The sequence below is a fragment of the Actinophytocola xanthii genome (genome assembly GCF_001921205.1).
Classification (GTDB): domain Bacteria; phylum Actinomycetota; class Actinomycetes; order Mycobacteriales; family Pseudonocardiaceae; genus Actinophytocola; species Actinophytocola xanthii.
In genome coordinates this window covers 1-16,970 of record NZ_MSIE01000038.1, presented here as the reverse complement: position 1 = coordinate 16,970, position 16,970 = coordinate 1, and the positions used below count along the sequence as shown (strand labels likewise).

General features: G+C 72.4%; 19 protein-coding genes and 1 pseudogene. 14 read left to right on the top strand and 6 right to left on the bottom strand.

Annotation, left to right across the window (positions count from 1 at the left end; all coding sequences use genetic code 11):
- The first annotated feature begins 28 nt into the window (after positions 1 to 28).
- The 4 genes from folP to BU204_RS20685 are packed head-to-tail and all read left to right on the top strand — an operon-like array spanning position 29 to position 2,761.
- Positions 29 to 844 carry a dihydropteroate synthase gene (gene folP, locus BU204_RS20700; RefSeq protein WP_198942938.1) on the top strand — a complete coding sequence of 272 codons (816 nt, stop codon included), beginning with the start codon at positions 29 to 31 and terminating at the stop codon, positions 842 to 844.
- Positions 844 to 1,770, top strand: coding sequence for a glucosyl-3-phosphoglycerate synthase (locus BU204_RS20695; RefSeq protein ID WP_075127366.1), 927 nt, complete (start codon positions 844 to 846; stop codon positions 1,768 to 1,770). The genes folP and BU204_RS20695 overlap by 1 nt, the downstream gene beginning before the upstream one ends.
- A gap of 35 nt (positions 1,771 to 1,805) precedes the next feature.
- Positions 1,806 to 2,195: a DivIVA domain-containing protein gene (locus tag BU204_RS20690; protein ID WP_083661474.1), complete on the top strand. Its 390-nt coding sequence runs from the start codon at positions 1,806 to 1,808 to the stop codon at positions 2,193 to 2,195.
- Positions 2,192 to 2,761, top strand: coding sequence for a DNA-3-methyladenine glycosylase I (locus BU204_RS20685; RefSeq protein WP_075127365.1), 570 nt, complete (start codon positions 2,192 to 2,194; stop codon positions 2,759 to 2,761). Before BU204_RS20690 ends, BU204_RS20685 begins: the two co-directional genes overlap by 4 nt.
- Before the next feature lie 12 nt (positions 2,762 to 2,773).
- Here the strand turns inward: BU204_RS20685 and BU204_RS20680 are convergent, their stop codons facing one another.
- Positions 2,774 to 3,415 (bottom strand): DUF4245 domain-containing protein, encoded by a 642-nt coding sequence (locus BU204_RS20680; RefSeq protein WP_075127364.1) that lies wholly within the window; start codon positions 3,413 to 3,415, stop codon positions 2,774 to 2,776.
- 83 nt (positions 3,416 to 3,498) lie between these two features.
- On the opposite strand from BU204_RS20680, the gene glpX reads away from it, so the two are divergent.
- The 6 genes and pseudogenes from glpX to BU204_RS20650 all read left to right on the top strand — a co-directional run.
- Positions 3,499 to 4,563, top strand: coding sequence for a class II fructose-bisphosphatase (gene glpX / locus BU204_RS20675; protein ID WP_075127363.1), 1,065 nt, complete (start codon positions 3,499 to 3,501; stop codon positions 4,561 to 4,563).
- A gap of 63 nt (positions 4,564 to 4,626) precedes the next feature.
- On the top strand, positions 4,627 to 5,256 hold the full coding sequence (locus BU204_RS20670) for a L,D-transpeptidase (RefSeq protein WP_075127362.1): 630 nt from the start codon (positions 4,627 to 4,629) through the stop codon (positions 5,254 to 5,256).
- A gap of 76 nt (positions 5,257 to 5,332) precedes the next feature.
- On the top strand, positions 5,333 to 5,863 hold the full coding sequence (locus tag BU204_RS20665) for a L,D-transpeptidase (RefSeq protein ID WP_143229621.1): 531 nt from the start codon (positions 5,333 to 5,335) through the stop codon (positions 5,861 to 5,863).
- Between the two features lie 136 nt (positions 5,864 to 5,999).
- On the top strand, positions 6,000 to 6,824 hold the full coding sequence (locus BU204_RS20660) for a hypothetical protein (RefSeq protein ID WP_143229620.1): 825 nt from the start codon (positions 6,000 to 6,002) through the stop codon (positions 6,822 to 6,824).
- Positions 6,825 to 6,848: 24 nt separating this feature from the next.
- On the top strand, positions 6,849 to 7,046 hold the full coding sequence (locus BU204_RS20655; protein ID WP_075127360.1) for a hypothetical protein: 198 nt from the start codon (positions 6,849 to 6,851) through the stop codon (positions 7,044 to 7,046).
- 456 nt (positions 7,047 to 7,502) lie between these two features.
- Positions 7,503 to 7,875: pseudogene (locus BU204_RS20650) on the top strand (transposase); the annotation flags it as partial.
- A 29-nt stretch (positions 7,876 to 7,904) separates the two neighbouring features.
- Here BU204_RS20650 and BU204_RS20645 read toward each other — a convergent pair.
- The gene (locus tag BU204_RS20645; protein ID WP_075127359.1) at positions 7,905 to 8,897 is read right to left on the bottom strand and encodes an NAD(P)/FAD-dependent oxidoreductase; all 993 of its coding nucleotides are present in this window, start codon (positions 8,895 to 8,897) and stop codon (positions 7,905 to 7,907) included.
- Between the two features lie 119 nt (positions 8,898 to 9,016).
- Here BU204_RS20645 and BU204_RS20640 point away from each other — a divergent pair, with 119 nt between their 5' ends.
- The gene (locus BU204_RS20640; protein ID WP_408608028.1) at positions 9,017 to 10,375 is read left to right on the top strand and encodes a class II fumarate hydratase; all 1,359 of its coding nucleotides are present in this window, start codon (positions 9,017 to 9,019) and stop codon (positions 10,373 to 10,375) included.
- Here the strand turns inward: BU204_RS20640 and BU204_RS20635 are convergent.
- The gene (locus BU204_RS20635) at positions 10,317 to 11,225 is read right to left on the bottom strand and encodes a DMT family transporter (RefSeq protein ID WP_075127357.1); all 909 of its coding nucleotides are present in this window, start codon (positions 11,223 to 11,225) and stop codon (positions 10,317 to 10,319) included. The genes BU204_RS20640 and BU204_RS20635 overlap by 59 nt on opposite strands.
- 47 nt (positions 11,226 to 11,272) lie before the next feature.
- On the opposite strand from BU204_RS20635, the gene pdxR reads away from it, so the two are divergent.
- A complete protein-coding gene (pdxR, locus tag BU204_RS20630) occupies positions 11,273 to 12,634 on the top strand; it encodes a MocR-like pyridoxine biosynthesis transcription factor PdxR (RefSeq protein ID WP_075127356.1) in 1,362 nt (453 codons plus the stop codon).
- Here the strand turns inward: pdxR and BU204_RS20625 are convergent.
- From BU204_RS20625 to BU204_RS20615, 3 genes are read right to left on the bottom strand one after another with little or no spacing between them, the layout of a single operon-like run.
- Complete coding sequence (locus BU204_RS20625) at positions 12,618 to 13,676, bottom strand: MerR family transcriptional regulator (protein WP_075127355.1); 1,059 nt, start codon at positions 13,674 to 13,676, stop codon at positions 12,618 to 12,620. The two genes, pdxR and BU204_RS20625, sit on opposite strands and share 17 nt — an antisense overlap.
- A 57-nt stretch (positions 13,677 to 13,733) precedes the next feature.
- Positions 13,734 to 13,910, bottom strand: coding sequence for a DUF397 domain-containing protein (locus BU204_RS20620; RefSeq protein WP_075127354.1), 177 nt, complete (start codon positions 13,908 to 13,910; stop codon positions 13,734 to 13,736).
- Between the two features lie 22 nt (positions 13,911 to 13,932).
- Positions 13,933 to 14,781, bottom strand: a complete 849-nt coding sequence (locus BU204_RS20615) for a helix-turn-helix domain-containing protein (protein WP_075127353.1) — start codon at positions 14,779 to 14,781, stop codon at positions 13,933 to 13,935.
- Between the two features lie 104 nt (positions 14,782 to 14,885).
- Here BU204_RS20615 and BU204_RS20610 point away from each other — a divergent pair, with 104 nt between their 5' ends.
- A complete protein-coding gene (locus tag BU204_RS20610; RefSeq protein ID WP_075127352.1) occupies positions 14,886 to 16,412 on the top strand; it encodes an ATP-dependent DNA ligase in 1,527 nt (508 codons plus the stop codon).
- A 190-nt stretch (positions 16,413 to 16,602) separates the two neighbouring features.
- The gene (locus tag BU204_RS38420) at positions 16,603 to 16,929 is read left to right on the top strand and encodes a hypothetical protein (RefSeq protein ID WP_083661473.1); all 327 of its coding nucleotides are present in this window, start codon (positions 16,603 to 16,605) and stop codon (positions 16,927 to 16,929) included.
- The last annotated feature ends 41 nt before the right edge of the window (positions 16,930 to 16,970 follow it).

Genomic DNA, 16,970 nt, shown 5'->3' with positions numbered 1-16,970 from the left:
GGCGGTGGCTACCGACCGTGCCCTGGTGATGGGGATCGTCAACCGCACCAGGGACTCCTTCTACGACCGCGGCACCACCTTCGACGAGCGGGCCGCGCTGGCGGCGGTCGACCGCCTGGTCGCCGAGGGCGCCGACATCGTCGACATCGGCGGTGTGCGGGCCGGCGCGCACGGCGAGCGGGTGGACGTCGACGAGGAGCTGCGCCGGGTCGTGCCGGTGGTCGAACAGGTCCGTGAGCGGCATCCCGACCTGGTCATCAGCGTGGACACCTGGCGGCACGAGGTCGCTCGGGCCGTATGCGCGGCCGGCGCCGACCTGGTCAACGACACGTGGGCGGGTGCGGACCCCCGGCTGGCCGAGGTGGCCGCCGAGTTCGGCGTCGGCATGGTCTGCTCGCACACCGGTGGCGTCGCTCCGCGGACCGACCCCCACCGGGTGCGGTACCTGGACGTGGTCGCCGAGGTGGTGGCCGAGCTGGTCGCGCGAGCCGAGCACGTCGTGTCGCTCGGCGTTCCGGCCGACCGGGTGCTCATCGACCCCACCCACGACTTCGGCAAGAACACCTGGCACGGCCTCGCGCTGCTGCGTCGGGTCGACGAGCTCGTGGGCACCGGCTGGCCGGTGCTCATGGCGTTGTCCAACAAGGACTTCATCGGGGAGACCCTGGGCGTGGGACTGGAGGACCGGGTGGACGGAACACTGGCGGCGACCTCGGTAGCGGCACTGGCCGGCGCCCGGGTCTTCCGTGCGCACGAGGTGCGCCGGACCAGGCAGGTTGTCGAGATGGTCGCGAGCATCGCGGGCACGCGTCCGCCTGCCCGCTGCCTGCGGGCGCTGGCCTGATGGACGCGGCCGCGCGGGACTGGTTCGCCTCGCGGACCTGGCAGAGTGTCGAGTGGACGGTCGCGGACCTGGTGGCCGCCAAGGGTTCTCGCACCGTGAGCGTCGTACTGCCGGCGCTGAACGAGGAGGCGACGGTAGGCGACGTCATCGCCTCGATCCGCCCCCTGGTCGGTACGCTCGTGGACGAGCTGGTGGTGATCGACTCGGGGTCGACCGACCGCACGGTCGAGGTCGCCCTCGCCGCCGGCGCGCGGGTGGTGCTCCGCACCGACGTTCTGACCGAGCTGGAACCCCTGCCGGGCAAGGGTGAGGTGCTGTGGCGCTCGCTCGCCGCGACCAGTGGCGACCTGCTCGCGTTCGTCGACTCCGACCTCGTGGACCCGGACCCCGCGTTCGTGCCGACTCTGCTCGGACCGCTGCTCCTGCAACCCGAAGTCCAGCTGGTGAAGGGCTTCTACCGCCGCCCGCTGTCTACTGAGGATGCCTCGGTCGGCTCCGGTGGCGGGCGGGTGACCGAGCTGATGGCCCGACCTCTGCTTTCGGCGCTGCGTCCCGAGCTCTCCGGGATCATCCAGCCGCTGTCCGGCGAGTACGCGGGCACCCGTGAGCTGCTCGAGGCGGTGCCGTTCGCCTCGGGCTACGGCGTGGAGATCGGGCTGCTGCTCGACGCGCACCGCCTGGTCGGGCTGCCCGGCATCGCCCAGGTCAACCTCGGCGTGCGCCGCCACCGCAACCAGCCGCTGGCCGCGCTCGGGCTGATGGCCCGCCAGATCCTGAGCACGGCGCTGGGCCGGTGCGGCCTGCTGCCCGGTGACACGCCCGGCGAGCTCACCCAGTTCGTGCAGGTGGCCGGGGAGTGGCTGCCGGACACCGCCGGCGTGCACGTCACCGACCGGCCGCCCATGCGCGAGCTCCTCGTGCGCTGAGGGTCCGCCGCCACGGGTGTGCGACGATCCCTCTCGTGACCACCGCACTGATCTACCTGGTCGTCATGATCCTCGTGGCAGCCGTGGTGTTCCTGCTCGCCTCGGTCGTGTTCGGCCGAGGTGAGGAGCTGCCGGCGCTGCCGCCGGGGGCGTCGCCGACCCGGCTGCCCGCCTCGGACATCACCCCCGAGGACGTGCGGGACGTCCGCTTCCAGCTGGTGCTCCGCGGCTACAAGATGTCCGAGGTCGACTGGGTGCTGCGCCGGGTGGAGGGCGAGCTCGCCGACCTGCGGTCCGAGGTGGCCGAGCTGCGGCGGCGGCTGGCGGAGACCGAGGGCGTCGAGGACCGGGAGCGCGTCCTCGAGCCGCCGGCCGAGCCCACCGCGGAGGCCGCGGAGCCAGCGGTCGGGCCGGACCGGGCATGACGGCCCCGCTCGGCCCGGACGGCCGCCCGCGATGCGGTTGGGGCAACTCGGCGGACATCTACGTCGCCTACCACGACGAGGAGTGGGGCGTCCCGCTGCACGGGGAGCGGGAGCTGTACGAACGGCTGACGCTGGAAGCCTTCCAGTCCGGGCTGTCCTGGCTCACGATCCTGCGCAAGCGCGAGGGCTTCCGCCGCGCCTTCGCCGGCTTCGCCCCGGAGCTGGTCGCCCAGTTCGACGACGACGACGTCGCCCGGCTGATGGCCGACACCTCGATCGTCCGCAACCGCGCGAAGATCAATGCCGCGGTCACCAACGCCAGGGCCATCGCTGAGCTCGACCGGCCGCTGGACGAGCTGCTCTGGTCGTTCGCGCCGGACCCGGCCACTCGCCCGCGCCCGGCGACGCCGGCGGAGGTGCCGGCCAGCACCCGTGAGTCCACCGCGATGGCCAAGGAGCTCAAGCGGCGCGGGTTCGCCTTCGTCGGCCCCACCACCGCCTACGCGCTGATGCAGGCCACCGGCATGGTCGACGACCACGTCCAGGGGTGCTGGCGGGCCAGCTGAAAACGTGCGGGATCAGGGCCTCGGCAGCGGCTCCGCCTCGAGGACGGCGGTGGCCAGCACCCGGAACTCGTCCTCGTCACCCGAGCCGGTGATCACCGTGACCGCTCCGGCCACGGTCGTCGCCCAGGCCACCTCGTCCCGCCGGGAGGGGTAGGTCCGCCACTCGGCCCCGCCGACCTCCACGGACCCGGTGTCGGCCGCGGCCTCACCGGTCTCGGCGGCCACCACCTCGGCGAGGTCTCCGCCCGACTGGCCGAGCTGGACGTAGCGCCCGGCCGGGGTCAGCCAGCCCACCCGGATCACGACGTCGGCCCTGGCACCGGTTCCGACCGGGGCGGTGGAGGACGAGTTGGCCCGCCAGCCGCCGGGCAGCGCGGGCCGCCGGAGCGGGAAGCCCACCGTCCGAACCGCGTCGTCCAGCTTCGCCGAGACGTCCACCGAGGGCGCGGTGTCCGGGGACACGTCGGGACCGCCGGGATCGAACGAGCAGCCGCGGGTCACCGTCACGATCAGGCCGACGATCGCCAGCAGCACGGCGACGGCACCGACCATGTCACGCATCCGCAACCCGGCCCGGCCCGGGCGCTGGGGCTGCCCACCCGGGTCCACCTCTCGGTCCACCACGCGCCCATCCTCGCAGGTGGTGGAGATCATGCTCACTCGTCCCCGTGTCCCACCGTCTGGGAGGATCGAGGGGACCTTGCTGGGGGAGACGCGGGGAGACACCGGGAGGCGGTATGACCCAGTCCGACCAGCCGACGACCACGCGCCGGCGCGAGGCGCCGGACCGCAATCTCGCCCTCGAACTGGTCCGGGTGACCGAGGCGGCGGCGATGGCGGCCGGCCGCTGGGTCGGTCGGGGCGACAAGAACGGTGGGGACGGCGCCGCCGTCGACGCCATGCGCAAGCTGATCGGCACCGTCTCGATGCGCGGCGTCGTGGTGATCGGGGAGGGCGAGAAGGACCAGGCCCCGATGCTCTACAACGGCGAGGAGGTCGGCAACGGGGACGGCCCCGAGTGCGACGTGGCGGTCGACCCGATCGACGGGACGACGCTGATGGCGAAGGGGATGCCCAACGCGATCGCCGTGCTCGCGGCCACCGAGCGGGGCGCGATGTTCGACCCGTCGGCGGTGTTCTACATGGAGAAGCTCGCCGTCGGCCCGGAGGCCGCCGACGTCGTCGACCTGACCGCGCCGATCGCCGAGAACATCCGCCGGGTGGCCCGCGCCAAGCAGACCGACGTCTCCGACGTGACCGTGTGCATCCTCGACCGGGAGCGGCACACCGACCACATCCGCGCCGTGCGCGACGCCGGCGCCCGGATCCACTTCATCTCCGACGGCGACGTCGCCGGCGCGATCTCCGCGGCGCGGCCGAACACCGGCGTGGACCTGCTGTTCGGGATCGGCGGAACGCCGGAGGGCATCATCGCGGCCTGCGCGCTCAAGTGCATGGGCGGTGCGATGCAGGCCAGGCTCTGGCCCAAGGACGACGAGGAGCGGGAGAAGGCGGTCGGCGCCGGTCACGACCTGGACCGGGTGCTGTTCACCGACGACCTGGTCAGCGGCGACAACGCGTTCTTCTGCGCGACCGGCATCACCGACGGCGACCTCCTGCGCGGGGTGCACTACCGCAGCGGCGGCTGCACGACCCAGTCGATCGTGATGCGGTCGAAGTCCGGCACCGTGCGCATGATCGACGGCTTCCACCGGCTGACCAAGCTGCGCGAGTACTCGACGGTCGACTTCGACCGCATCGAGCGAGCCATCGAGGACGACCCGATCCCGCCGCTGCCCTGACGTTCGGGTAACGGTCTCGCCCGGACGAGCAACGTGGACGGTCCTCGAGGCGTCTTTACCTGTATGCGGACCAGCACGGTGCTCGTGACCCTGACGGCCGGTGCCACCCTCCTGTCCGCCTCAGCCTCGGCGGCCTCGGCGGGTGCGCCGTCGTCCGCGGGCCAGGTGGTCGCGGCGGCGCCGGCACCACCGCCGGTCTCGCCCGCCCCCGCCCCGACCGCTCCCCCGTCGACAACGACCCCGACGACGACCCCGACGACCCCGGTGACCACCTTCCCCCCGCTGCCGACGGTCGCCGAGGCCGAGGTGACGATCACCAAGACGGTGCCGCCGCCACCCCCGGGCGTCCCCTGCGACGGCGGCACGGACGCCTGCATCGACCTGTCGGCGAACCAGTCCTGGCTGCTGTCCGACGGCGGGGTGGACTACGGACCGGTGCCGATCACCCACGGCCGCCCGGGGTGGGAGACCCCGCCCGGCACGTTCTCCGTGGGGTGGAAGGACATCGACCACCTGAGCAGCGAGTTCGACAACGCGCCGATGCCGTACTCGGTGTTCTTCAACGGCGGTATCGCCTTCCACGAGGGCAGCCTGACCGACCTGTCGCACGGCTGCATCCACCTGTCGAACGCCGCCGCGCAGACCTATTACGAGGCTCTCCAGGTGGGCGACACCGTGCAGGTGGTTCCGTAGTCAGGGCGCGCCCTCGATCCGCTGCAACCTCCCTGGCCTCCTCCGCGTGGGCTAATGGTGACAAGCGGAGGTGCTCATGGTCCTGGCTCGGTTCCTGGTGGTCACGGCGGCGGTGGCCTGCCTGGCGTCCTGTTCGGCGGAGGCCGCGCCCGGCGGCTCGCCCCGGCAGGCGTCCGCCCCGGTGGCCTCGTCCCCCGCCAGCTCTTCCCCCGCCAGCTCAACGGCCCCGTCGACCACGACGCCGCCGCCCCCACCGCCCCCACCGTGCGCGGCGAACGTCCGCGCGTGTGTGAGCCTCTCGAGCAGGCAGGCCTGGCTGCTGCGGGGCGGACGCGTCGAGTACGGCCCGGTTCCCATCTCCCACGGCGGCCGGGCCAACCCGACCCCGACCGGGACCTACCCGGTCTCGTGGAAGGACGAGGAGAACACCAGCAGCATCTACGGCACACCCATGCCGTACTCGGTGTTCTTCGCCCCCGGTGGCATCGCCTTCCACCAGGGCGACCTCGCCACCGACTCGCACGGCTGCGTACGCCTCTCGATGGCGGCGGCGCGGGCCTTCTTCACCTCGCTTCAGCCGGGCGAGACAGTGCAGGTTTTGCCATAGCCCATCCGTGGTATTGTGATTTCATCCGGTCCCACACCATCTGGGCCCAGGAATGATCAAGAATACTGTGGGGGACATCCCGGTGGGGGCCGGGTGGCAGATATTCTGATGTCAAATACTGGGGAGTATTTTTCTGATGAGATCACTGACAAGGTCGCGCACGCGACGCATCGCCCACCTCGCGGTCGGAATGGCACTTTTCAGCCTGACCGCCATCTCGACCGCGGGCACCGCGTCGGCCGAGCCAGCACCCGAACCAGTGACCGCCAAGGAGCGCGCCGCGGCGGCAGCCGCGAAATCATGGGGAGAACGTCCGGGGGATTTCGTGGCGCTGGAACGCGCCATCACCGAGGCCGGCGGGGACAGCCTGCGGTTCAACGCACCCGCGGTGGGCCTGCGGAACGCCACGGCGCACCAGGTGCAGGCCGCGTACCGGGACGTTCCCATCAACGCCTTCGCCGTGACGGGGGCCTGGTACCACACGCAGGACCAGTACGGCGAGTGGTGGACGGCCATGGGGAACTGGAACTTCCGGGACGACTACGTCAACGGTTCCAACCCCGACGACGCCTCGGGCCTCGCCACCGACGACGTGGACAAGAACTGCTGGCAGAACGACGGCGACACGCTGTCGGCCTACGACTACCAGAACAACTACTACGACCAGACGTACCGACACACGGCAACCGTCAACGAAAGCGTGTGGCAGATTCGTGATCGGACGCAGGGATTCGTCCTCAAGTCGGACCACGGTACCCATCTCCTGCATTTCCGGCGCATCGGGTACGGCTGCGACAACAAAATGGTGGCCGGCTATCACTTCGAGCACAACCAGGACGGTGACGCTTCCAGCTGGGGCGTTTCCATCTCGGTCGGCGTGATGAGCCTCAGCTACAGCGGCGACGCCGGCGATACTCTCAAGAAATCCACGCCGGTTTTCTACAACAACCCGCCCAGCTAACACCGTTGTGGCACCCTGACGAACATGACTGAACGCAGCACGACGTCGGCGAGGGCGTTCGGCAACGGCGCCCTCGCCGTCGCACTCCTTGTCCTGATCCTGGACATGATTGCGCCCAGCAGCAAGGAATGGATGCCCCCCGTCGTCATCTCGCTCACCGTGATCGGCGTAGGCCTGCGCCTCGAGGCCGCCCTGCGGGAACACAGCGCCACCCGCGGCTGAACCGTCGCTCTCGTCGCCACGTGGGGACGCCTGCCAACGCCCCGAGGCGGTGCGCTGCCGGTCGCGCTGGCCCGTAGGCACGATCCGCGTGCCGCCGCTACCGCGACCTCCTGTCCGCCGTGCCGCGTACCGGCACCCGCGCTACCCCCGTTACCTTCTTCGTAGTTCCTGATCATGGAGCTGTGGTCGCCAGGCTCGGCATGACCAACGCCCCCAGTCGAACCCATGATCCAGGGGTGGTGTCACCGGGTCTGGTGGCATCCGAGGGACCGCTGATAGGGACACGGCCACCGCAAGGTAGGCCTCGTCGTAACGTGGGTGCCGGCCATCGATTCCCAACCTGGTGACCACGTGGGACGAGCGAATGGCATCGTGGATGAGCAGCGGTTTCGGGGTTTCCTGGGCCTGGATGTCGGCAAGGACGCCCATCATGCGGTCGGTCTCGACCCGGACGGCAAACGGCTGCATGACGGCCCTCTTGCCGGGGTCCTGACCTCGATGCCCGGCATCGACGTCAGGACCGCAGCCCGCATCCTCCTCGGGATCGGCGACGCCTCCAACTTCGCCAGCTCCGCCCACCTCGCCGCCTACGCCGGCATCGCCCCGGTCACCCGCAGCTCCGGCACCAGCATCAAGGGCGAACATCCAGCCCGAACCGGCAACCGGAAGCTGAAAACGAGCGTTCTTCCTGGCCGCGTTCGCAGCCCTGCACGACCCCCACCAGCAGGGCCTACTACGACCGCAAACGAGCCGAGGGCTCTACGCCATGCTCCGCAACGGCACCCACTACCGCCACCCCGAACCCACTCCACTCCCCACAGCGGCTTGACAACCACATAGGGACACCCCCCGGGCGGCTCAGGCGACGTCGCTGGAGTGGCCGGGGAACAGGTGCGCCTCCGGGTTGAGGTCGACCGCGATGTTGTTCACCGCGGTGGCGGCCTCGCCGAAGCCGGTGGCGATCAGCTTGACCTTGCCGGGGTAGGCGGCGATGTCGCCGGCGGCGTAGATGCGGTCGCGGGCGGTCTTCATCGTGGTGTCGACGCTGACCGCGCGGCGGACGATCTCCAGGCCCCACGACTCGATCGGCCCGAGGTCGGCGGTGAAGCCGAGCGCGGCCACCACGGTCTGCGCGGGCAGCACGACCGGCGCCGGGTCCGACTTCACCTCCAGTTCGACCTCGGCCAGTGCGCCGGCGGAGTCTCCGCGCAGGGCGACCACCTCGGCGTCGGTGATGATCGGTACGCCGAGCTCGCGCACCTGGCGGACCGTCGCGGCGAACGCGCGGAACTTGTTGCGGCGGTGGACGAGCGTGACGCTGCGGGCGATCGGGTGCAGCGACAGCGCCCAGTCGAAAGCCGAGTCGCCACCGCCGACGATGACGATGTCCTGGTCCCGCAACGGTTCCAGCTCCGGTACGAAGTGGACGACGCCGCGCCCCAGCCAGCCGTCGCCGGCCGGCAGCGGGCGCGGGGTGAACTCGCCCATGCCGGCGGTGATCAGCACGGCGCCGGTCCGCACGACCGCCCCGCCGATGTCGACCTCGTACTTACCGTCCACTTCGGACAGGGTGCGGGCCGCCCGACCGAGCAGGTACGTCGGCTTGAACTGGTCGGCCTGCTCGACGAGCGCTGCGACCAGATCGCGGCCGAGCACCGACGGGAACCCGGCCACGTCGAAGATCTGCTTCTCCGGGTACATGGCGGTGACCTGCCCGCCCGGCTCGGGCAGGGAGTCGACGACCGCGGTGCGGAGCTCGCGGAACCCGGCGTAGTAGGCGGCGAAGAGCCCTGTCGGCCCCGCGCCGACGATCAGTAGGTCTACCTCGGACGGTGTCTCGGCGGAACTCATGCACACCTACCCATCGCGGAGAGTGGCCAGCACCACCACAAGCTACCCGCGCGGCGCTCGCCGTGGCAGGCCAGACTGAATACGTGACCGAGAATCAGTTCAGGATTGAGCACGACACGATGGGCGAGGTCAGGGTTCCGGCCGAGGCGCTCTGGCGGGCCCAGACCCAACGCGCCGTCGAGAACTTCCCCATCTCCGGTCGCGGCCTGGAGCGTGCCCAGATCCGCGCGCTCGGCCTGCTCAAGGCGGCGGCGGCTCGGGTCAACCAGCGCCTCGGCGTGCTGGACGAGGACCTCGCCGGGGCCATCGCCGCCGCGGCCGAGGAGGTCGCCGACGGGCGGCACGACGCGCACTTCCCGATCGACGTCTTCCAGACCGGCTCCGGTACCTCGTCGAACATGAACGCCAACGAGGTCATCGCCACGCTCGCGAGCCGCGCGCTCGGCCGGGAGGTGCACCCCAACGACCACGTCAACGCCTCGCAGTCGTCCAACGACACCTTCCCCACCACGATCCACATCGCCGCCACCGAGGCCGTCGTGCGCGACGTGCTACCGGCGCTGGACCACCTCGCCGCCACAATCGAGCGGCGTGCCGGCGAATGGGCCGAGGTCGTGAAGTCCGGGCGCACCCACCTCATGGACGCGGTGCCGGTGACGCTCGGGCAGGAGGCGGGGGCGTGGGCGGCCCAGGTGCGCTACGGCATCGAACGGCTCCGGGACACGCTGCCCCGGCTCGGCGAGCTCCCCATCGGCGGGACCGCGGTGGGCAGCGGGCTCAACGCCCCCGAGGGCTTCGGCGCTGCGGTGGCCCAGGAGCTGGCGTCGCTGACCGACCTGCCGCTCACCGAGGCCCGCGACCACTTCGAGGCCCAGGCCGCCCAGGACGGCGTCGTCGAGGTCTCCGGTCAGCTCCGCACCCTCGCCGTGTCGCTGTACAAGGTGGCCAACGACGTGCGCTGGTTGGGCTCGGGGCCGCGGACAGGGCTCGGCGAGCTCGCGCTGCCGGACCTTCAGCCGGGCAGCTCGATCATGCCCGGCAAGGTGAACCCGGTGATCCCCGAGGCGACGATGATGGTCGTCGCCCAGGTGATCGGCAACGACGCCGCGGTGGCCTTCGCCGGCAGCCAGGGCAACTTCCAGCTCAACGTGATGCTGCCGGTCATCGCGCGCAACGTCCTCGAGTCGGCCCGGCTGCTGGCCGCGGTGTCCAGGCTGTTGGCGGACAAGGTCTTCGAGGGTGTCGAGGCCCAGGTGGACCGGATGCGGGAGTACGCCGAGTCCTCCCCCTCGATCGTCACGCCGCTCAACCGCTACCTCGGCTACGAGGAGGCCGCGTCGATCGCCAAGCAGTCGCTGGCCGAGCGCCGGACGATCCGCGAGGTCGTGCTGGAGCGCGGCCACGTCGAGTCGGGCAAGCTCACCGAACAGCAGCTGGACGAGGCGCTGGACGTGCTGCGGATGGCGCGCGGCGGCTGAGCCCGAGTACGCAGCCGGCGGCGACGACCAGCGCGCCGCCGGCCGCCACCGCGGTCGGCTCCTGACGCCCGAGCAGGACCGCGGCGACCAGCCCGGCCACCGGCATCAGTCCGATCAGCACCCCCGCGCGGTCGGCCCCGAGCACCGCGACGCCGGTGTACCAGCAGCCGAACGCGACGGCGGTGACCAGCGTGCCGAGCACGACGATCGTCAGCACCTCGGTCCCGGTCGGCGCCGGCCAGGCGTCGGTTCCCAGCCACAGCGTCGACAGCAGCGCGCCGCCGACCGCCGACCCCGCGCACGCCCAGAACGAGGCGGTCACCGCGCCGAGCCTGCGCACGACACCCACACCGCCCAGAGTGAACAGGACCTCGCAGGCCACCACGAGCACGGCCAGCAGCAGCCCCGGCCCGTGCCAGGACCCGCCGCCGGACAGCACGACCACCCCGAGCCCGACCAGGGCGGCGCCCAGCAGGGCGACCACCGCGGGTCGCCGTCCGGCCAGCAGGGGCGCCGCGACCGCGAGTACCAGCGGGCTCGCCCCGAGCATGGCCGCGACGAAGCCCGGCGTCGCGTACCGCTGGGCGACCAGGACCGCGGCGTTGAACCCGAGCGAGCCGGCACCGACCATCAGGAGGAGCCCGGCGAGGTCGCGCGGGGACGGCAGCCGGACCCGTCCGCGCAGCCAGCCGAGCAGCAGCACCGCGCCGATGCCGTAGCGGAGCGCCTGGGCGGAGAGCACCGGGTAGCCGTCGAGCAGCCCGGTGACCGGGACCGACGCTCCGACGAGGATGGTCGCGGCGGCGGCGAGGCCGGCCGCGGTCCGGGGCGAGGTGGGAGGGGTGGTCACCCCGTCAGCCTCTCGATCACGGTGGCCCAGACGTAAGCTCCACTTCGATGACAACCAACTGGTCCACTTTGCGTGAGCTGCTGCTCCCGACGGCCGGACCGCGGGGGCGTCGGGTGGAGTCGGCCCTGCGCACGGCCATCCGGGAGGGGCAGCTGGCGCCCGGTGTGCGCCTGCCCTCCAGCCGCGACCTGGCCAGCCAGCTGGGGGTCGCGCGCGGCACGGTGACCGCCGCCTACACCCAGCTCGTCGCCGAGGGGTACCTGACCAGCCGGCGCGGGTCGGGCACGCGGGTCGCGACCGGTCTCGAGCGGGCCGCCCCGCGCCCGGAACCGGCCCCGGCGCCGCCGCGCTGGCGGTTCGACCTGCGGCCTGGCCTGCCGGCGCTGAGCGCGTTCCCGCGCGGCGAGTGGCTGGCCGCGACCCGCTCGGCCCTGGCCGAGCTGCCCGACGACTCCCTGGGCTACCCCGACCCCGCCGGCCTGGCCGAGCTGCGGGCTGAGCTGGCCGGCTACCTCGGCCGGGTCCGCGCGGTCACCGCCACCGCCGAGGACGTCGTGGTCACCCACGGCGCCGCGGAGGGGCTGTCGTTGCTCGCGGCGTTGCTCGGCGGGCGGATCGGGCTCGAGGTGCCCGGTCACCCCGACCAGTTCCCGCTGGTGGCGGCGGCCGGGGCGACGCCGGTCCCGGTGCCGGTGGACGAGCACGGGGTCGTCGTCGACGGGCTCGGTGACTGCCGCGCGGTCGTCGTCACCGCCGCGCACCAGTTCCCGCTCGGGGTCGCCCTGCACCCGGCGCGCCGGCACGCCCTGCTGGCCTGGGCCCGCGAGTACGACGGCGTGGTCGTCGAGGACGACTACGACGCCGAGCACCGCTACGACCGGCCGGCGCTGCGGGCGATGCAGGCAATGGACCCGACGCGCGTCGCCTACGTCGGCAGCGTCAGCAAGACGCTGGCGCCGGCGCTGCGCCTGGGCTGGCTGGTGCTGCCGCCGGCCCTGCGCACGGCGGCGGTGCGGCACAAGCGGCTCACCGATCTCGGCTGCTCACCGCTGCCCCAGGCCGCGTTCGCGCGCCTGCTCGCCTCCGGCGGCTACGACCGCCACCTGCGCCGGACCAGGGCGATATACCGGGCCCGCCGCGACGCGCTGCTGACCGCGCTGGCCGAGCATCTCCCGGCCTGGCGGGCGGTGGGCGTCGCGGCGGGCCTGCACGTGGTCCTGCGGCTCCCCGACGGCATGGACGACGCGCTGCTCACCGGGCGGCTGGCCGAGCGGGGGATCAACGCGGTGGCCCTGTCGGCCTACGCCGACGACCCCCCGTATCCGGGCCTCGTGCTCGGCTACGCGGCGACCACGCCGGACCGGCTGCGGGCGGCGGTGGCCGAGATCGCGGCTACGCCGCCGCGGTGATGTCGGCGACCACGCAGCTGATGTTGTCCGGTCCGCCGGCCCGGTTCGCCAGCTCCACCAGGCGCTCGACCGCCTCGTGCGGGGTGTCGACGGTGGCCAGCACCTCGCGGAGGGTGTCCTGCTCCAGCACCGTGTGCAGCCCGTCGGAGCACAGCAGGTACCGGTCGCCGGCCCGGACGTCGTGCAGGTCGACGTCCGGCTCCCCCGCGCCGGTGAGCGCCCGCAGCAGGATCGAGCGCTGCGGGTGGGCGGCGACCTCGTCCTCGGTGAGCCGCCCCTCCTCGACCAGGGACTGGGCCACGGTGTGGTCGTTGGTGATCCGGAACAGGGTGCCCTCGCGCAGCAGGTAGGCCCGGGAGTCCCCGACGTGCACCAGGCCGAGCCGGGAGCCGGACCAGAGCAGCGCGGTCAGCGTGGTGCCGCTGTCGCGCTCGGCGTCGTCGGCGAGCAGGTCCCGAACCGCCGCGCCGGCCTGGCGATCGGCCTCGGCCATGACGTTGAGCAGGTCACCGGCGGGCACGGCGGCGTCCAGCTCCCGCAGCGCGTCGATGGCCACGGCGCTGGCCGCGTCCCCCTTGCGGCCGTAGCCGTCGGCGACGGCCAGCAGCCGGCTCCCGGCGTAGGCGCGGTCCTGCTGGGCGGGGCGGACCAGCCCGCGGTCGGTCCGTGCGGCGTAGGTGATCGTGAGCGGCTGTTCTGGCATGGCGAACTCCTCCTCGGACAGGTGCGCGACGAGCACGGCGGCGAGCTCCCGCCGTGCCGCGGTGTCCGACTCGACCCCGCGCCAGTAGCCGGCGACCGCGTCGGCGGCCTCCCGACCCGGCAGCTCGCAGACTCTCCTGATCAGCGCGAGCGGCATGCCCAGCCGACGCAGCCAGGCGACCAGCCTGGCCCGCTCGAGCTGCTCGACCTCGTAGAGCCGGTACCCGGTGACGGGGTCGACCCTCGCCGGCCGGAGCAGGCCGAGCTCGTCGTAGAGCCGCAGCGCCTTGGGGGAGAGCCGGGACGCCCTGGCGAACGCCCCGATCGTCAGCGGTGCCATCGCCACCTCCCTCGTACTGGGACGCACTCCACGGTGGAGCCTGCCCCATGGGGAAGGTCAACTCCGGCTGGTGGTGAGCAGCGCGGTGAGGGCGTCGGCGGGGACGGTGAGCACCGGGCCGGGGTGCTTGGAGTCGCGGAGGAGGGCGAGGTGGCCGACCTTCGCCACCTCGACGCAGATGTTGCTGTCGCTGCTGCGGCTGCTCCTGCGCCACCGCGGCTCCGTTGCTGGCATGCCTGTGCTCCTGCGTTCTTCGCTAGCTCAGCTCGGCGACGATCGCCTCGAGCAGTGCGGCGGTGGCGGCCGGGCTGAGCGCGACGTTGAGGATGTTGCGCAGCGCGAGCCGGTATCGGGAGACGTCCGACTCGTCCTCCAGGAACGTCGCGGTGACCTGGCCCTCCACGTGCACCACGTCGGGCTCGTCGGCCAGCTCCAAGACCATGAACGAACCGCGCAGGCCGGCGTTCGCTCCCGCGCTGAACGGGACCGCCCGCAGCACGATGTTGGGGCGTTCGGCGATGGTCAGCAGGTGCCGCACCTGCCGCAGCATCAGACCGGGTCCGCCGACCGGCATGCGCAGGGCGGCCTCGTGGACGACCGCGAGGTACTGCGGTGCCGTCGAGCGGGTGAGCACGGTCTGGCGTCCCATCCGGGAGGCCACCAGGTTGTCCAGCTCGGCTGCGGACAGGCTCTCGTCGGTGCCGTGCAGCACGGCCTCGCAGTACTCGCCGGTCTGCAGCAGACCGGGTACCAGCAGCGAGGCGTAGTGCTGGATCCGCGCCGCGCGGTTCTCGTAGTCGATCAGCATCCGCCAGAGCTTGGGAAGCCCCGCCTGGCGCTGCCACCACCCCTTCTGGTCGCCGCGGCGGAGCAGGTCCAGCAGCTCCTGGCGGCGCACCGAGGGAACCTGGTAGTAGCCGAGCAGGGTGGCCACGTCGTCGGCCTGCAGCCCGCTGTGGCCGGTCTCGATGCGGCTGATCTTGCTGGCCGACACCCCGAGGGTCCGACCCACCTCGACGCAGCTCAGGCCGCGTTCCTCGCGCAGCCGGCGCAGCTCGGCGGCGACGGTCCGGGAGCGGACCGACGTGTGGGGGTTCCCAGTCATGATTCCGATACTCGCCAGCCTTCGACCACGCCGCAATCACACGATCGAGAAGGCCCTGACCAGGGACAACGCAGACTGTCGGGGTCCGAGTGCATGATTGTCGGGTGCTGCTCTCCGACGTCGTGACCACCTCGGCCGAGGTCTCCTCGACCCGCTCCCGGCTGGCCAAGGTGGACGCCCTGGCCGGGCTGCTCCGCCGCGCCGGCGACCAGGTCGGCACGGTCGTCTCGTTCCTCATCGGCACGCCGAGGCAGGGTCGGATCGGCGCCGGCTGGCGCACGCTGGTCGACCTGCGCGTCCCTCCGGCGACCGAGCCGGGGCTCACCGTCGCCGCCGTGGACGAGACGCTCGGCGAGGTCGCCCGGACCAGCGGCAAGGGGTCGGCGGCGCGGCGCGGCGCCCTGCTCGGCGAGCTGTTCGGGGCGGCCACGGAGGCCGAGCAGACCTTCCTCGTCCGCCTGCTCACCGGCGAGCTGCGGCAGGGCGCGCTGGAAGGGGTCATGCTCGACGCGGTCGCCACCGCGGCTGAGGTGGGCAAGGAGGAGGTGCGGCGGGCGTTCATGCTCTCCGGCCGGCTGCCCGCCACCGCGGCGGCCGCCCTGACCGGGGGCGCGCCGGCACTCGCCGAGTTCGGGCTGCGGGTCGGGCGGGCCATCCGGCCGATGCTGGCCTCGCCGGGCGAGTCGCTCGCCGAGGCGCTGGGCATGGGGGCGTGCTCGGTGGAGTTCAAGCTGGACGGCGCCCGGATCCAGGTGCACAAGGACGGCGACGAGGTGCACGTGTTCACCCGGACGCTGCGGGAGATCACCGGCTCGGTGCCGGAGCTGGTCGACCTCGTGCGCGGCCTGCCGTGCCGGACGGTGGTGCTGGACGGCGAGACGCTCGCTCTCGACGACGACGGCCGGCCCCGCCCCTTCCAGGAGACGATGAGCCGCTTCGGCGCCACCAACGAGCGCGAGCTGCTGTTGCACCCGTACTTCTTCGACTGCGTACACCTCGACGGCGCCGACCTGGTCGACGCACCGCTGCGGGAGCGCAACGCCGCGCTGCACAGGGCGGTCGGGGATGCGTTGGTGATCCCCGGCGCGCTCGAGCCGAGCGAGGAGGAGGCCGAGCAGGTCCTGGCCGACGCCCTCGACGCCGGCCACGAGGGCGTGGTGGTCAAGTCGCTTGAGTCGACCTACCAGGCCGGTCGGCGGGGCAAGGCCTGGCGCAAGATCAAACCGGTGCACACGCTCGACCTGGTCGTGCTGGCCGCCGAATGGGGCCACGGCCGGCGCACCGGCTACCTGTCCAACCTCCACCTGGGCGCCCGCGACCCGGACGGCGGCCCCCCGATCATGGTCGGCAAGACGTTCAAGGGCCTCACCGACGAGCTGCTCGCCTGGCAGACCTCGGAGTTCCCGGCCTACGAGAGCCACCGCACCGACTGGGCGGTGCACCTGCGCCCCCACCTGGTCGTCGAGATAGCCCTCGACGGCGTGCAGGTCAGCCCCCGCTACGAGGGCGGCGTCGCCCTCCGCTTCGCCCGCGTGGTCCGCTACCGCCCCGACAAGAGCCCCCCTGAAGCCGACACGATCGACGCGGTCCGCGCCCTGCTGCCGAGGTCGAGAACCGAAGGCGGGGAGTGATGCGCCTGGACGACTGGCACCGGTTCGACGACGACGAGGTTCCCAGCCCGACGCTGGTCGCCGCCTGGGTGGCACTGGAGCTCGTTCCCAGCGAACGGGTCCCGCTGTGGGCCGCGCGGTGGCTCGTTGAGGGTTCGACGGGGAGGACCTCAGGACCCTGGCAGGCCTCGGCGGAGCCGATGCTGCCGAGGTGCACGAGGTTCTGCCCGCCGCTCTCGCCGACTGCGCCGTACCGGTCCCGCACCCGGTTGTCGCGACGGCCCAGGTGGCGTTCGACAGGCTCGCCCGGATGCAGACCGCACACCAGGCCGGCGAGCGGTGGGTTCTGGACAAGGTCCGCGAGATCGTGTCCGACGCCGACTCCGACCACGCCCGCGGCGTCATCGACCTTCCCCTTGGCCGGATAGCCCACCTCGCCGACGAGTGGGGCGCGGACTGGAGCCGGCCACGGCACGAGCTCGAACAGGAGATCCGGGATGCGTGCCGGGCACAACTCGCCGCCGGCCGGAGGACCTAGACGAGTAAGTCCTAACTGATTCAGTGGTCGTAGGCGGTCAG